The following is a 15,382-nucleotide window of genomic DNA, read 5'->3' as shown; positions in this document are numbered from 1 at the left end:
CCCCAAAAAGGAATCAGACCGCTGCGCACTGGAGCGCTGTCCCGGTCCAGCGGGCCCAAGCTCCCGCGCCACCGATGCGGCCCTATCGCCTCAAAACGGTGCACTGATTACTTGAACTTTGCACCAGCCCGGTTCTTCTAAACTGCTTCAAATGCCAGCACGGAGCACGGATGTGCCCAGAATCATCTCACCCGACACCCCGGAATCGAGCCTGACCGACCACAGCGAACACAACGCGAAGATTTTCGGTTCGCCCAAGGACCGTCTCGACTTTTACCGGCGTGAAATCCAGTACGAAACCAGCATCCTGGCCAACCGCACCGACGCCTACCTCACGGCCCAGTCATTCCTGGTGATCGCCTTCGTGTCCGGCATGGGCAACCTGAACCCCGAATGGGGCAAGCTGTTCACCCTGGTGGTGCCCGTGTTCCTGGCGACCCTGGGCATTCTCAGTTCCCTCAACGCCTGGCCGGGGATTCGGGCGGCCTACGAAATCATCGACCACTGGCATTACAAGCAGAGCGAACTGCTGCGCAGCGAGCCGGTGATGGGCCTGGCCTACGATGAGTCGCCACTGTTCAGTGAGATGGAGTCGTCCCACAAGGGCTATCGCAAGTCGCTGTTGTTCTCGATGCGCGCGCCCTGGCTGTTCATGGTGTTCTGGGTGATGCTGGGGGCCTACGCGTTTTACATCCAGGTGGACAACCCCGGCTCATAAGCAATTGGAACTTCACCGACCCGCACGGGACCTTACCTTTACGCAGTCTGCGTTTTCCAACAGAGGTGAGCCATGAGCACAGACAACGACCCGCAAACCAGCAACCGTAACGATCCCGCCATCGACCGCGGCGAACCGGCCCCCGGCACCGCGGCCGACGCGCCAAAAGACCCCAAGCCTGCCAGCGACCCCAAGGCCAAGGAAAACGACTACAGTCCAGACTTCAAGCCCGAGCGCGAGCCCAAGCCTGAAACCGATGCCGATATCGATACCCAAGGCGGTTAGAGGAGACGGTGATGTCAGTTGAAATAGACGAAGACGATGAACTCAATGACCCGGGCAATGAAGACCCGGGTTCATTGATGGATGATGCCGAAGTACCGCTTAACGACCTGGATGATGCCGCTGACGTCGGCAACACTGAAAACCAGGAGTAGACGTCATTGTTGTGCCTGGGCACGTCGTTCATACCACGCCAGCATCGGCTGCGTGCTGAGACCATGAACGACGATGCTCAGGGCAATGACTGACAGCGTCAGGTTCACCGCGACCGCACTGCTGGTGCCCACCAGCCCGTGGTTGATGGCATAGAACAGGTAGTAGATGCTGCCGATCCCGCGAATCCCGAACCAGCCCACCAGCCCGCGCTGATGGCGATTCAGCAAGCCGCCCCAGGGTATCGACAGCACGCTGAGGGGGCGAATCACGCAAAACAGCGCCGCCCCCACCGCCAGGGCCCGCCAGTCCCAATGGCTGACCAGCACCACGCCCAGCAAGGTCACCAGGAACACTTCCATCGAACGCTCCACCAGCCCCCCAAAGGCGAGCATGTCGCCCATCATCACCCCGGCGGCGATTTGCGTGTCCTGCAGTTGCCCGACATCGCCATGCAACGCATGCTCCGGCTCAACTTCCATGTGGCCAACCACCGGCTGTGCCAGATGTTCCGCCGGGGTTTGTGAGTTGCCGGTGGACTTGAACTCGGCCTGGCGCAGCCCCAGGCCGGCGGCAAATACCGACAGGAAGCCGTAGCCGCCGATGGCTTCGGCCACCACATAGGCGAGGGCGATCAGGGCCAGCGTCAGGTAGTCATTCGGTGACAGGGTGCTGTCGGCATTGGTGATACGCATCTTCAGGGTGACGCGACCGATGCCACGCCCCATCCAGTAGCCCACGAGCAACCCGGCAGGTACGGCCCAGAGCAGGTTTTTCAGCACCCAGCCGCCCAGCCAGTCACCGTCGAACCCGCCGTGCTGCATGAAAAACAGCGCAAAGATCACGAACGGGAAGGCCGTGCCGTCGTTCAAGCCTGCCTCACCGGAAAGACCGAAGCGCAGCGCGTCATAATCCTGCGCGTTATTGACCTGCACCAGGCCCGCGAGCACCGGGTCGGTGGGCGCAAGAATCGCCCCCACCAGCAGTGAAACCCCCCACGACAACCCCAGCAGCCAATGCAGCACCAGGCACGTCCCGAGGATGGTCAAGAGCATCACCGGCCCGGCCATGCCAAACGCAATGCGCCAGGTTCGGTGCTTGAGGGGCAGGCGCAGTTTCAGCCCGCTGACGAACAGCGAAAACAGCACCGCGACTTCCGTCAGGTGTTCCATCCAACTGGCCGAGGCCTTGATGTCCAGATGCAGCAGGTCCATGCCCAGCGGGCCGATACCCACGCCGAGCAACAGGCACACCGCCGAGGTGGTGACCGGCATCCAGCGCAGGTAGGAGGAGGTGAGGGCGAGGGTGAGCAACACCGCGCCCAGTACGGCCATCCATAGGATGAAGGTCATTGAATAGTCCCGGGCATGGTCTGTGTGAACGTTTGAGGTTTGCCGGGAGAGAGAGGTTCAAAAAACGCGCATTGCCTGCTCGGGCAATGCGCGGTTTGTCAGGTCGCCAGGCGTGTTACGTTGGCATTGAGGGTGCTGTTTGGGGTGAAGGAGAAGGTGAACCCCGAGTCGAGAAACTTTTGCAGCCCGTCATTATCAAGACTGAATACCGTTGCACCGACCGATTGATCAAGAGTGCCAGTGGCATCGAACATGGCTTTGTCCAGGCCGGCTTGGTTGGTGTTGTAGATATAGAGCTTTCCATCACTGCTCTTTTGAATATAGGCGGTGTGTACGATATTGCCGTCTGCTCTATTGCTCATGAAATTGATAACGCCTGATTCGGTAATGTCCGCGGGCCTGAATACCGCGCTGGTATTCTCCGCAGTAATACCCATCAGATCCTTGTAGCGTTGCGTGTAATTGGAATCCCCGCTCCTGACCACACTGCCCAGCACGGCCTCGCGAGTTTTCAACGGGAGTGCATTGTCTGCCATCCCGACGAACATGGTTTTTTCGTAGCAGATTGTCCCGGTGTATCCCGTTTTGGCATGGAGCTTCTCCAGTTTGTCGCGAAGCGCTTCTACCGGCACGGCGTCAGCTTTGAAATTTTCCAGCGGCTCGCCAAAGGGCTGTCTGGTTTTCACATTCAAGGCGTGCCAATTACCGGTGGCGTCATCAAACTTCGCAAACACCTTGGCTTCTTCGGTCGCATTGGCCGCCTTGTAAGTGCCTTCGGCAATGCCGGGCTTTTTCGCCAGTGACGTCAGGTCGACACTGCGCAAGGCGCCACGCAGATGATTGACGCCGTTACGTCCAGCGGTCAGCGTGGTGCGCCCCAGCTTCAATGCACTCCGGGCCAGATCATCAGCCCCGCTCAACGGATTGAAACTCCCCAGCGCCGCGCGCCCGACAATCTTCGCGCCCTGGGCGAACTTGCTGAAAGCCGATGCGCCAGCGGCCACGGCCTTGGCCCCCCTGGCTGCCGCACCGAGGCCCACGGCAAACCCAAATATATCCAGGGCCAGGTCGCCGACACCTTCGGCGATGTTGCCGTTTTGAAAGTTGACGATTGCCGACCTCAAGGGGATCAGGTTGAGGAGGAATTCATTGACTTTCTTGTAAAAGGGAACCTCGGTATCAAGCGTGGTGAGCCCCTCGGCCTCTTTTTTGAATGACCGAATATCAACATCCTTCACCATGGCATCGGCAATATAAGACGTTCGGGCACTGCCAAAGCTCTTGGGATTGGCGGCCTAGATTTTTTCATCCGTCAACCCGGGTGCGTACTCGCCCGAAGGTATGACTTCTTCCAGGTCTTTATGGTAATGGGTGTGATTGGAAGGCTGTTTGCCTGCCGTGAAGTCACCCAGGTCCGTACGTTCGGTAATCTTCGCGGTCCTGAGATTGATTTCGTAGATGTGCACCTGGTTGTTGCGCCTGGTTTTCACCAGCAGGCAATTGTCTTCGGGCACCCGCTTGCGGGTTTCCTTGCCAAAGTTGTCCTTATCGACGTCGACTTCCCTGACCACTGTGATTTCGCCGTATTCCAGGTTTTTACGGTCTTCTTCAGGGAGCCGCGAAACCATCCACTTGACCTGGGTCGCGACGCTTTTTTCGATGCCGTCGGCGTATTCCCCGAACGCGTCCTGGAACACGTTCGGCATACTTGGCAGGTCTTTGGTTTTTTCCAGCACCTCGCTGAGGTTCAACGTACTGGATGAGGTCACCCAATGATTGTCAGCGGGGGGCGGGGGCCCAATTCCAAGTACCCCTACGGCCGGTGGTTCTTCGACGCCAGGTCGATGGTGAAGCGCGTCCTTCATATACAAGTCGAGGATCGAATAAGGCCCCGGGAAATCGCTATGGGCGGGTTCCAGCGTGATGCTCTTGTCTTCCAGGGTTGCCGTATCCATGCCCGGCAGGGCTTTGCGCAACTGCTCCAGGGCCATTTCCTTGCGTAATGGCATCGGCATGCTCTGTGTTTGACTGGCCGCGCTCAGCTCGGTGATCTGCGCATCGAATGCATCGCGTACATCATTCATTTGGCCTTCGGTCACCGGATACGGCATACCGTTCGCGCTTCCCCAATCCTTGAGCGCCTCTTGCTGGGCGGCATATTCGACATAACGCTCCTGGGCGGAGACTGGCGCCACCTCAGCGTGGAGCATGACCTGCCCGTAGGACATCCCTGCGGTTGAACCCGGAGACTGCGCTTCGATGCGTTCTACCGCGGTGACAAAACTGACCCAACTATGGGAACCCGGGGTGACCTGGTCCGGGATGTCTTTAACCAGGAACTCCGGAGCGCGGGTGGAGAGCAGCAGATGCGCTTGTAGCGCCGCTGCCTCGGGTGACGATGCCTTGCCGGTACTGACAAGATGTTCGGCCAACCGGCTGACGATACCGGATGCGGGTTTGCCCCAGGTACTGTTCCCGGTCACGGCAAAACCGGCGATGTGATGCCTGGACCTGGGGTCTGTCGCGCGGAACGAGTTGTCTTTGTCCACACTCATGGCTGCCAACAGCCAATCAGTGGCACTGCCTTTGATGGACTGCGCGTCAAATTTTGCCTGGAGGGCCTCGCCCAACGCCTTGCCCTTGGGGGAGCGGATCAGCGAGTCGAGCACCCGCTGCGGGTCAGCCAGCTCGGAAGGCGTGAACGACTTGCCCTGCATGAGGTATTCCACTACGTTCCTGGCGCCGTTCAAATCAACGTCGCCGATCTTGCCGCGGCGCAGGTCGGACCGCAGCTGATTCGCCGCCTCGGGCGCAAGCGGGGGCTGCCATTCCAGCGCACCGCCATAATTGCCATGGAGCGGCGCCTGGAGTTCAGGCCTGAGCAGATAATTCGTCAGGTTCTCCACCTCCTCGGGCGTGGTTGGCACGTCCCAGCCATTGATCTCAAGGAATTCCTTGAGGCTAATGGTGCTCCCTGAGTCGGTGCTCCCGACCTGGCGGTAAGCGCTGTCGGGGTGAAGCTCGACTTTATTCTTTTGCAGGTAGTCGAGAACGTCACCGCTCCCAATGCTGCCCGATCGAATCCGCTCAAGCAGGTAATTGAGTTCACGCCCCACGGTGTTCAGCGTCTGGGTATTGCCCACCAGGGCTTTCTGGCGCTCAACCTCGTCCTCACCACGGGTTTCGTGCAGGTCCGCAAAACGCGGGCCGCTCACGCCGGTAAAAGCTTTGTCGCGCGCCAACTCATCTGCACGCTCGTGGGCATGATCCGGCAGGATATGTTCTTGCTCTTTGTAGAATTGGCTCACCAACCACAGGGGGGCACTGTTGCTGTTTTGGGAGAGCGGCGGTTTGAAGGGGATCGGGTTACCGTCGCCGATAACGCGTGCGGCGTCCCTGACCTGTGCGCCCACCTGCGCCCAGCCTTTGTCATCGGGGCCGTTGGGTTGCGCGGCGGCGGAGGGCCTGCGCTGGTAGGTGATCTTCCCGGTATTGGGGTCAATCATCACTGAATTGGGGTTTATCCCGTTTTCCCTCATCCAGTCACGGACTTGCGGGGACTCCATGGCACGCCCCAACTGCGACCACCACTGCCCGAACGTTGAGTTCGGCGGAATGTTCTCGACCATGATCGCGTCGTCATGGCCGTCGCCCTTGACCTGACGCAGCGCGCTGGCTACCTGGCCTGCCAGTTCACCGTCGGCATCGGTACGCGGGCTGGGGATCCTGGTCCCGGGGGAGCCTGGCGCGGCATTTTCCGGCGCTGCGGCCTGGAGCCGCGCCGGGGGAAGCGGCTTGTCAGGTGCGCTCAAAGGAATAAAAGAAGCCGTAGCCTGAGTAGGAGCAATTGTCATAGGAGGGGGATCCGGTAATTTATCGAGTACACCCAAGCAGCGCTTCGCTCCAGCGGGTGTAACTCTTCGTACCCGATGCCCCCTCAGCGATTCCATCCCACTGGCATGCAGATTGATACGGCGTTTTACGCGCCCATGCTAAGGGTGCGCCGCGGTCCTCAGCCGAATCATGTCGATCAGCTGGCGCAATCCCGGCTGCGACTGACGCCGGCTGGGGTAGTACATGCACAGCGGCGCGCCGATGCAGGCCCAGTCGGGCAGCACTTCCACCAGGCGCCCGTCGGCCAGTTCCGCCAGCACGCGATTCTCCAGGCAGTAGGCGATACCCACGCCTTGCAGGGCCGCATCAACGATGGTCTGGGTGTCGGCCGCGCTGAAGTGGCCGGGCACATCGAGCCGCTGCTGGCGTACGCCATTGCCCAGTTCCCATTTGTAGGTGGTCTTGTCGCCCAGGTACATGCGTACACAGGAGTGCGTGAGCAAGTCCCTGGGCACTGCAGGTGTCCCTGCCTGTGCGAGGTAGGCCGGGGAGGCGACCATGATCCAGCGCAGCTCGCCGGTCAGCGGCACGGCCACCATGTCCTGGGGCACCGTGGCGCCATAGCGGATTCCTGCGTCGTAGCCCTCTGCGACGATGTCGAGCATGCGGTCCTCGATCATCACGTCCAGGCGCAGTTGCGGGTAGGTGCGGGTGAACTCGCCGAGCACCGGCGAAATCAGCAGCACCGCGGCATCCCGGGGTACGTTCAGGCGCAGGCGGCCAATCGGCGCCTCGCGGTACAGTTCGAGGGTGTCGAGGCCGTCCTGGATCGTCGCAAAGCCGGCACTGAGTTTTTCCGCCAGTACCACGCCGGCATCGGTAGGCTCTACGGCGCGGCTGGTGCGATACAGCAACTTGACCCCCAGGCGCGTTTCCAGGTTGCGCATGGTGTGGCTCAGGGCCGAGGTGGTGACGCCAAGTTCATTGGCAGCATGCCGGAAACTGCGGCGACGGATGATCGCCATGAAAACATTCAGGTCGGCCAACTCGGAGCGATTGAACGCAGCCATATCAAGCACCTTTTATGGGGTTTGGGTTGCACGCGGCGTTGAGCCCGATTCAACCACGGATGATCTAGAGTAATCGTTTTTTTACTGATTGTTTCTGGCGGAGGCTTTTTCATGAGTATCGAAACCATCAAGATCCCGGGCATCGACAAGGCCGTCTCGCGGATTGCCCTGGGCACCTGGTCCATGGGTGGCTCGATGTGGGGCGGCGCCGATAATGAGGTCTCGGTCAAGACCATTCGCCATGCGCTGGCCAGCGGCATCAACTTTATCGACAGTGCGCCGGTCTACGGCCTTGGGCTGTCGGAAGAACTGATCGGCCGGGCCCTGCGCGGCGTACGCCACACGGCGGTGATCGCCACCAAGGCCGGGTTGCAATGGGACGACGGCACGGTGCGCCGCAATGCCACGGCCCGACGTATCCGCAAGGAAATCGAAGACTCACTGCTGCGCCTCGAAACCGACTACATCGACCTCTACCAGATTCACTGGCCCGACCCGTTGGTAGCCCAGGAGGAAACCGCCGGCGAGCTGGAAAAACTGCGCCGTGAAGGCAAGATCCTTGCCGTGGGGGTGAGCAATTATTCGCCTGCGCAAATGGACGATTTCCGCCAGTACACGCACCTGGACACCGTGCAGCCGCCCTACAACCTGTTTGAGCGGGCGATCGACAGCGATATCCTGCCGTACGCCAAGCAAAATTCACTGGTGGTTTTGGCTTACGGTTCGCTGTGCCGGGGTTTGTTGAGCGGCAGCATGCACGCGGCCACGGGTTTTACCGGGGATGACGTGCGCAAGCTCGACCCGAAATTCAAGGCGCCACGCTTTGAGCAGTACCTGGCGGCGGTCGCGGCATTGGACGTGTACGCTCGCGAATGCCACGGCAAGTCTGTGCTGGCCCTGGCGTTGCGCTGGGTGCTGGACCAGGGCCCCACGGTTGCACTGTGGGGCGCCCGCCGGCCGGAGCAGCTCAAAGGCGTTGAAGATGCGTTCGGCTGGCAGCTCACGGCCGATGACCTGCAACATATCGACCGTATTCTGGCCAGCACGATAAAAGACCCGGTAGGGCCGGAGTTCATGGCCCCGGCCCAGCGTTAACCTTTGCGACAGGGATGTCTTGCAGCTTGCAAAACAACACAAGACATTCCTTTGGCGTTGAGGTTTTTGGCATGAAGCGCGGTCCCTTGTTCAAGATCATGGGTGGTTTGCTGTGTGTGGTGGCGGTGGCAGCCGCCTGGAAATGGCGCGGCAATCCCGATGTGCTGTGGCAGATCGTCAGCCGTCAATGCGTGCCCGACCAGAACCAGCACCAGAATCCGCGCCCCTGCCTCGAGGTTGATCCGGACAAGGGGTTCGCGCTGCTCAAGGACCTCAACGGCCCGTACCAGGACTTACTGATCCCCACCGATAAAGTCACCGGAATCGAAGACGTCGCGCTGGCCCGGGACTTGTTGCCGCATTACTTTGCCCAGGCGTGGAAACACCACGATGTACTCTCGGCCGGCCTGCAAACACCGATTGCCGACCGTTATGTATCCCTGGCGATCAACTCGCGGTATGGCCGCACGCAAAACCAGTTGCACATTCATATCGCCTGCCTGCGCCCCGACATTTTCAACACCCTCAATGAACGCGCGGCAACCCTCGACGAGCACTGGCAAATCCTGCCGGTAAAACTGCAGGGGCATACCTACAGTGCCCGTACGTTGTCGGCGGTGGAATTCGACCTGCGCGACCCATTGGCCATCCTGAATGACTACGTGCAGGCCCAGGGCGACGCCATGGCCAGTTACAGCTTGCTGTTGGCACCGGCGGCGAACGGCAACTTCGTACTGTTGACCACGCGGTTGACGCTCAAGGAATGGAACCTGGCCTCCGCCGAAGAACTGCAGGACCGCCAATGCAACCTGATGGGCAAACCACCACAACGACCTGTTTTAGCTGTTAACGACATCCGGTGAAGTTTGCCATTGAACGAGTGTTCAGTTTCAATTATGTTGGCTGCACCCCCTGCCTGGTAACAGGCGGGCTTGCGCTTTTTCTGATTGAACGAGAGGCACTGGCATGCGGTTTTCACCTTTTGTCGAGCGAATTGCAGGGCAGGGCGTAGCCGCCTGGGACATCCACCACGCCGCCTTCCAGGCCAGCAGCAAAGGCGAAGACATCATCATCCTGAGTGTGGGCGATCCGGATTTCGCCACACCCTCGTTCATCACCGACGCCGCCGTCGAGGCCCTGCGCCAGGGCGACACCCACTACACCGAAATCCCCGGCCGCCCGGCACTGCGCGATGCCATCGCCGCACGCTACAGCCAGTCCCTGGCTCGCCCGCTCGACGCTGAAAACGTCATCACCGTGGCCGGTGCGCAGAACGCCTTGTTCGTCACCTCGCTGTGCCTGTTGCAGGCCGGTGATGAAGTGATCGTGCTCGACCCGATGTACGTCACCTACGAAGCGACCCTCAAGGCCAGCGGCGCAACGCTGGTGCGGGTGCCGTGTTCCGCCGACTCGGGCTTTCGCCTCGACCCGGCACTGCTGGCTGCCGCCATTACGCCTCGCACCCGGGCGATCTTCTTCTCCAACCCCAACAATCCCACCGGCGTTGTCCTCAACCCTCAGGAATTGCAGGTGATCGCCGACCTGGCGATCGAGCATGAACTGTGGGTAGTGGTGGACGAGGTCTACGAAAGCCTGGTGTTCGATGGCGAATACCATAGCCTGGCCGCGTTGCCGGGCATGGCCGATCGCTGCATCGTGATCGGCAGCCTGTCCAAGTCCCATGCCATGACCGGCTGGCGCATCGGCTGGATCGTCGCCGCGCCTGCGATGGTGGCCCACGCGGAAACCCTGGTATTGAGCATGCTCTACGGCTTGCCGGGGTTCGTGATGGAAGCCGCGACCGCCGCCGTGCTGGCCCACGATGAAGTCACCCAGGGCATGCGCGAAACCTACCGCCGCCGCCGCGACCTGGTGGTAGCAGGTCTCGGCGGTTGCCCGGGCATTCACGTGCGGGCCCCGCAGGCAGGCATGTTCGTGTTGGTGGATGTGCGGGACACCGGCCTCGGCTCCCTGGATTTCGCCTGGCGGCTGTTCCGCGAAGCAGGGGTTTCCGTGCTGGATGCCGCGGCCTTCGGCGAGCCGGCCCAGGGTTTTGTGCGGCTGTCGTTTACCCTGGGTGAAGCGCGACTGGCCGAAGCCTGTGAACGTATCAGCCGCTTCGTCGCCAAGCTCGCCGGAGAACCGCGAATCGAGCCTGCGGCGAAAATCATCAGCGTACAGCCGGTGGCGGCGAAGAAGATGATCGAGGTGCTCGATCTGCATAAACGCTTTGGCAATATCGAGGTGCTCAAGGGCATCTCCCTGACCGCCCACGAAGGCGAGGTGATCTCGCTGATCGGCGCCAGCGGCTCGGGCAAAAGTACCTTGCTGCGCTGCATAAATATGCTCGAAGTGCCGGACCAGGGCAGCATCCACGTCGACGGTGAAAGCATCAAGCTCAACTACGGCCGGCCCGGGGCACCGCTGGTGGCCGACGCCAGGCAACTGGTGCGGATTCGCTCGACACTCGGCATGGTGTTCCAGAACTTCAACCTGTGGCCCCATCGCACCGTGCTGGAGAACCTGATCGAAGCGCCGATCCAGGTGCTGCGCGAAAGCCGGGCCGAAGCCATCGAGCGCGCCGAAGCCTTGCTCGACCGGGTTGGCCTGGCCGCCAAGCGCAATGAATACCCGGCGTTCCTCTCCGGCGGCCAGCAGCAGCGGGTGGCCATCGCCCGAGCCCTGGCCATGCGCCCCAAAGTCATGCTGTTCGACGAACCCACCTCGGCCCTCGACCCGGAGCTGGTGGGCGAAGTCCTGCGGGTGATTCGCTCCCTGGCCGAAGAAGGCCGCACCATGATCCTGGTGACCCATGAAATGGCGTTCGCCCGGGATGTGTCATCCAAAGTCGCGTTTTTGCATCAAGGCCTGATCGAGGAAACCGGCTCGCCGGACTCGGTGTTTATCGACCCACGCAGTGAACGTTGCCGGCAGTTCGTCAACGCGCATCAAACTCGCTAACTCCAAAAAAAGACGGGGCAAGATCATGAAATCCAAACGATTGGCAAAGTGGTTGAGCAGTGCTGTGTTGATGCTGGCGGCAGGTACTGCGTTGGCGGCGGAGAAACCCATTGTGTTCGCGGTGGCGGCAGAACCCTACCCACCGTTCACGGTGAAGGGCGGCAACGGGGAGTGGTCCGGCTTTGAGGTGGACCTGATCCATAAGCTCTGCGGCTTGATGAAGGCTGAGTGCCAGATCAAGGAAGTGGCCTGGGACGGGATTATTCCGTCGCTGCTGGCGAAGAAAATCGACGTGATTTTCTCCTCGATGTCGGTCACCGAAGAGCGCGAAAAACAGATCGCCTTCAGCCGCGCCTACTACGATTCGCTGCTGGGCATTGCCGGCCCCAAGGGCACCACGGTCGAAGTCTCGCCGGCAGGGCTGAAGGGCAAGATCATCGGCGTGCAGATCTCCACGGTCAGCGCCAACTACCTGAAGAAGTACTACGAGAACATTGCTGACCTGAAGTACTACGACACCCAGGAATCGGCCAACGCCGACCTGATTGCCGGGCGCACCGACCTGATGATGGCCGACGGCGTCGCCATCGCCATGATGGTCAAGACCCCTGAGGCCCAGGGCCTGGCCGAAATCGCCGAAGTGCCTTACGACCCGATCATCGGCCGCGGCGTGGGGGCCGGCCTGCGCAAGGAAGACGCCGAACTCAAGGCCCGGCTCGACAAGGCCATCGGTGAGTTGCTGGTGAGCAAAGACTACGCCGACCTGTCCCAGAGCGTGTTTGGGGTATCGGTCAGCCCGTGCAAACGCGCCGACACGCCTGCCTATGTGAGCAAAGTCTGCGACAGCCCCTACACCAACTAACCCTTTAGAGAGGGCGTTTTTGTGGTGAGGGAGCTTGCTGTGGCGAGGGAGCTTGCTCCCGCTGGGGTGCGAAGCGCCCCCAAAAAATGGGCCTGCTACGCAGTCCAGCGGGAGCAAGCTCCCTCGCCACAGGGTCATTGCGTGTCATCGAAATAGGGAGCCGCGATGTTCGATCTACTCAACTTCAGCGAACAAGGTTGGGGCAACGCATTGCTCAAGGGGTTATGGATGACCCTGCAGATCTCCGCCGGCTCGTTTGCGGTGGGGCTGCTGATCGGCCTGGTGGTGGCCTGCGCCAAGCTCAGTGCACCGCGCCCGATAGCCATGCTGATGCGCGGCTACACCACGGTGTTTCGCGCGGTGCCCGAGTTGCTGCTGATCCTGCTGCTGTATTACGCAGGCTCGATGGGCCTCAACGCATTGATGCTGTGGCTGGGGTTTGCGCAGTTCAACATCAGCGGCCCGCTGGTAGCGGTCCTGGTACTGGGGCTGGTGCAAGGTGCGTACGCCTCGGAGATTTTTCGCGCGGCGATCCTCGCGATTCCCCATGGCCAGATCGAAGCGGCGCGGGCGTTTGGCTTGAGCGGCTTTGGCCTGTTCCGTCGGGTGACCCTGCCGATCATGGCGCCATACGCCCTGGCGGGGATGTCCAACCTGTGGATCAATCTGATCAAGGACAGCGCGCTGATCAGCGTAGTGGGCACCAACGAACTGCTGTACACCGCCAAACAGGCGGCGGGCTCGACCCGGCATTACCTGTTGTTCTACCTCACGGCCGCCGCCTTGTATTACCTGGTGACACTGGCCTCCAACTACCTGTCCGGGCGCCTGGAGCGACGTATTCGTCGCTGGATGCCGGTTGTCGAGTGAGCCGCACATGCCTGAGTGGATAAGTTATTACGCAGGACTGATCGCCAAGGGCTTGCAGACGACGCTGTCGCTGCTGGTGATCTCGGCAGTGCTCGGCTTCGCCCTGGCGGTGCTGGTAGCGCTGGCGCGGCTGTCCCGGCGCAAGTGGCTGGCCCGTTGCGCACTGGGCTACACCAGTGTGCTGCGGGGCACGCCGCTGCTGATCCAGATCTACATCTTCTATTACGGCCTGGGCAGCCTGTTTGCCCAGTTCCCGATGATTCGCGGGAGTTTCCTCTGGCCGTTCCTGCGGGACGGTTACTGGTACATCGTGTTCGCCCTGGTGTTGTCGGTGGGCGCGTACGTCGGTGAAGTGATTCGCGGCGGGCTGCTGGCCGTGCCCAAGGGTGAAATGGAAGCCGCCTCGGCGTTCGGCATGACGCCACGCCAGGCACTGTTGCGGGTGCGCCTGCCACGGGCCATGCGCCTGCTGCTGCCGACCCTGGCGGGGGAGACGGTGATGCTGCTCAAGTCCACGGCGCTGGCCTCGACCATTGCGGTAGTCGACCTGCTTGGCGCCGCCAACGTGGTACGCGCCCAGACCTTGCAGATCTACCAGCCGCTGCTGCTGGTGGCCGGGGTCTACCTGTGCCTGACCTTTTTGATTGAAGCCCTGTACGCGATTGCCGAGCGACGCGGCACACCGTTGCGCAGGTCTGCCGGATGAAAACCGATCGCTCGTTGCAAGGGATTGCCTTGTGCTCGCTGGCCTATGCGTTCCTGGCGTTGCAGGACGCCGGGATCAAATGGCTGGTGGCCGACTACTCAGTGTTCACCATCCTGTTCTGGCGCAGCCTGGTGGTGGTCGCCGCGTGCGTGATCGCCGGGCGAATGGGTTTGCTCAAGCGTGCCTGGCACTCGGTCAGCCGCAAGCTGTTGATCATCCGCGGCCTGCTGTCGCTGCTGGCCTGGCTGCTGTACTACACCGCCGCCAGAGACCTGACCCTGGCGGAAATGACCACGCTGTATTTTTCCGCACCGATCATGGTCACGTTGCTCGCGGCATTGATCCTCAAGGAGCGCGCCAGTCGCGGCCAGTGGATTTCGCTGATCATCGGCTTTGTCGGCGTGGTGATCGCTTGTCGCCCCAGCAACATGCTCGATCCGTTGCCAATCGCCCTGACATTGGCGGCAGCACTGTGCTGGGCGTTTACCTATATCCAGTTGCGCCAGGTGGACGACAACACCTCGGTGCTGGAGCAGATGCTGATCACCAATGTGGTGTTTGTGATCTGCATGGCGCTGACGCTGCCCTGGACCCACACGCCATCGCCGACCCCGGCATGGCTGGGCATGCTCGGCGCGGGGCTGGTGGGCGGGATTGGCCAGTTCCTGCTGTTTGCGAGCTTCCGCCGGGCCACGGCGACGCTGCTGGCGCCGTTTGAATACACCGGTTTGATCTGGGCGTTCCTGCTGTCGAGCCTGGTCTGGGGCACGGTGATGGACGTGTCGCTGATTTTCGGCGCCGTGCTGATCGCCATCAGCGGCACCCTGGCCATGCTCAGCGCCCGGCACCCGGTGTCACAGGATGTGGTCGGCGCCGAATGCTCCGTGACGCAGCCCCTGTATCCAGCAACGGCAGATGTGCAGTCCGTTGGCGGGGCTGAAGGTGCCGGGGTTGAGGCACCACTCGAGCCAGAGTCCGTCGAGCATCGCCGATAAGCCGATGGCGGCCAGGCGCGTGTCGTGGATCACGAAGCCTTCGCTCTCGGCCAGGTCGTCGAGCAACTGGCGGATCAGTTCGAGGTAGGCGCGGTAGCTTTTTTCATGGGAGTCGTTCACGTGGTTCGAGTGGCGGATCAGGCTCCAGAACACCACCCAGACGCCCAACAGTTTCGGGTCCATGACCCGCGAGGAAAACGAGCCGGCGAGGAATGCATCGAGCCGCGCGGCAGGGCCCACGGCCTGGTCGACTTCCTGCCACAGGGCGGTGGTCAGTTCGCTGGCGAGTTTGTGGTAGGTCTCGGCGATCAGTGCATCGATGCTGCCGAAATGGTGATTGAGCAACCCCACCGAAACCCCGGCTTCAGCGGCGATGCGCCGCACGGAAATGCCGGCATGCCCGTCACGGGCGAGGCTGGTGAGGGTGGCGGCAATCAACAGGTCGCGACGGTCTTCGGCCACAGGCACACCCTCGGTGAAGATA

At 61.4% G+C, this 15,382-nt stretch carries 14 protein-coding genes and 1 pseudogene; 10 read left to right on the top strand and 5 right to left on the bottom strand.

Annotated elements, in window-relative coordinates; all coding sequences use genetic code 11:
* Positions 1 to 172: 172 nt before the first annotated feature.
* The 3 genes from QF039_RS11865 to QF039_RS11855 all read left to right on the top strand — a co-directional run bounded on the left by QF039_RS11865 (position 173) and on the right by QF039_RS11855 (position 1,155).
* Positions 173 to 718, top strand: coding sequence for a hypothetical protein (locus tag QF039_RS11865; protein ID WP_003217074.1), 546 nt, complete (start codon positions 173 to 175; stop codon positions 716 to 718).
* Positions 719 to 790: 72 nt separating this feature from the next.
* On the top strand, positions 791 to 1,003 hold the full coding sequence (locus tag QF039_RS11860) for a hypothetical protein (RefSeq protein WP_003217072.1): 213 nt from the start codon (positions 791 to 793) through the stop codon (positions 1,001 to 1,003).
* 11 nt (positions 1,004 to 1,014) lie between these two features.
* Complete coding sequence (locus QF039_RS11855) at positions 1,015 to 1,155, top strand: hypothetical protein (RefSeq protein WP_003217070.1); 141 nt, start codon at positions 1,015 to 1,017, stop codon at positions 1,153 to 1,155.
* 3 nt (positions 1,156 to 1,158) lie between these two features.
* On the opposite strand, the gene QF039_RS11850 is transcribed toward QF039_RS11855, so the two are convergent.
* The 4 genes from QF039_RS11850 to QF039_RS11835 form a co-directional block, all read right to left on the bottom strand.
* Positions 1,159 to 2,505 (bottom strand): sodium:proton antiporter, encoded by a 1,347-nt coding sequence (locus QF039_RS11850; RefSeq protein ID WP_307518265.1) that lies wholly within the window; start codon positions 2,503 to 2,505, stop codon positions 1,159 to 1,161.
* 98 nt (positions 2,506 to 2,603) lie between these two features.
* Positions 2,604 to 3,746, bottom strand: coding sequence for a hypothetical protein (locus tag QF039_RS11845; protein WP_307518263.1), 1,143 nt, complete (start codon positions 3,744 to 3,746; stop codon positions 2,604 to 2,606).
* Between the two features lie 54 nt (positions 3,747 to 3,800).
* Positions 3,801 to 6,359 (bottom strand): hypothetical protein, encoded by a 2,559-nt coding sequence (locus QF039_RS11840; RefSeq protein WP_307518261.1) that lies wholly within the window; start codon positions 6,357 to 6,359, stop codon positions 3,801 to 3,803.
* A gap of 138 nt (positions 6,360 to 6,497) precedes the next feature.
* Positions 6,498 to 7,409 carry a LysR family transcriptional regulator gene (locus QF039_RS11835; RefSeq protein ID WP_087692315.1) on the bottom strand — a complete coding sequence of 304 codons (912 nt, stop codon included), beginning with the start codon at positions 7,407 to 7,409 and terminating at the stop codon, positions 6,498 to 6,500.
* 111 nt (positions 7,410 to 7,520) lie between these two features.
* Between QF039_RS11835 and QF039_RS11830 the strand changes: the two genes are divergently transcribed.
* The 7 genes from QF039_RS11830 (at position 7,521) to QF039_RS11800 (ending at position 14,898) form a co-directional block, all read left to right on the top strand.
* Positions 7,521 to 8,504 (top strand): aldo/keto reductase, encoded by a 984-nt coding sequence (locus QF039_RS11830; RefSeq protein ID WP_003217060.1) that lies wholly within the window; start codon positions 7,521 to 7,523, stop codon positions 8,502 to 8,504.
* 71 nt (positions 8,505 to 8,575) lie between these two features.
* Positions 8,576 to 9,367 carry a CDP-diacylglycerol diphosphatase gene (locus QF039_RS11825; protein ID WP_307518257.1) on the top strand — a complete coding sequence of 264 codons (792 nt, stop codon included), beginning with the start codon at positions 8,576 to 8,578 and terminating at the stop codon, positions 9,365 to 9,367.
* 103 nt (positions 9,368 to 9,470) lie between these two features.
* Positions 9,471 to 11,465 (top strand): aminotransferase class I/II-fold pyridoxal phosphate-dependent enzyme, encoded by a 1,995-nt coding sequence (locus tag QF039_RS11820; protein WP_177047942.1) that lies wholly within the window; start codon positions 9,471 to 9,473, stop codon positions 11,463 to 11,465.
* A 25-nt stretch (positions 11,466 to 11,490) separates the two neighbouring features.
* Complete coding sequence (locus QF039_RS11815) at positions 11,491 to 12,327, top strand: transporter substrate-binding domain-containing protein (protein ID WP_307518255.1); 837 nt, start codon at positions 11,491 to 11,493, stop codon at positions 12,325 to 12,327.
* Positions 12,328 to 12,492: 165 nt separating this feature from the next.
* Entirely contained in the window at positions 12,493 to 13,197 is a 705-nt protein-coding gene (locus tag QF039_RS11810; protein WP_134326647.1) for an ABC transporter permease, read from the top strand.
* A 7-nt stretch (positions 13,198 to 13,204) separates the two neighbouring features.
* On the top strand, positions 13,205 to 13,903 hold the full coding sequence (locus QF039_RS11805; RefSeq protein ID WP_003217050.1) for an ABC transporter permease: 699 nt from the start codon (positions 13,205 to 13,207) through the stop codon (positions 13,901 to 13,903).
* Positions 13,900 to 14,898 carry a DMT family transporter gene (locus QF039_RS11800; protein ID WP_307518251.1) on the top strand — a complete coding sequence of 333 codons (999 nt, stop codon included), beginning with the start codon at positions 13,900 to 13,902 and terminating at the stop codon, positions 14,896 to 14,898. Before QF039_RS11805 ends, QF039_RS11800 begins: the two co-directional genes overlap by 4 nt.
* Here QF039_RS11800 and QF039_RS11795 read toward each other — a convergent pair.
* Positions 14,854 to 15,282: pseudogene (locus QF039_RS11795) on the bottom strand (TetR family transcriptional regulator C-terminal domain-containing protein); the annotation flags it as partial. The gene QF039_RS11800 and the pseudogene QF039_RS11795 overlap by 45 nt on opposite strands.
* Positions 15,283 to 15,382: the final 100 nt, after the last annotated feature.

The organism is Pseudomonas sp. W2I6, assembly GCF_030815935.1.
In the GTDB taxonomy this organism is placed as follows: domain Bacteria; phylum Pseudomonadota; class Gammaproteobacteria; order Pseudomonadales; family Pseudomonadaceae; genus Aquipseudomonas.
Note: the sequence above shows the minus strand (reverse complement) of the source record. Positions and strands in the feature narration are given on the sequence as shown.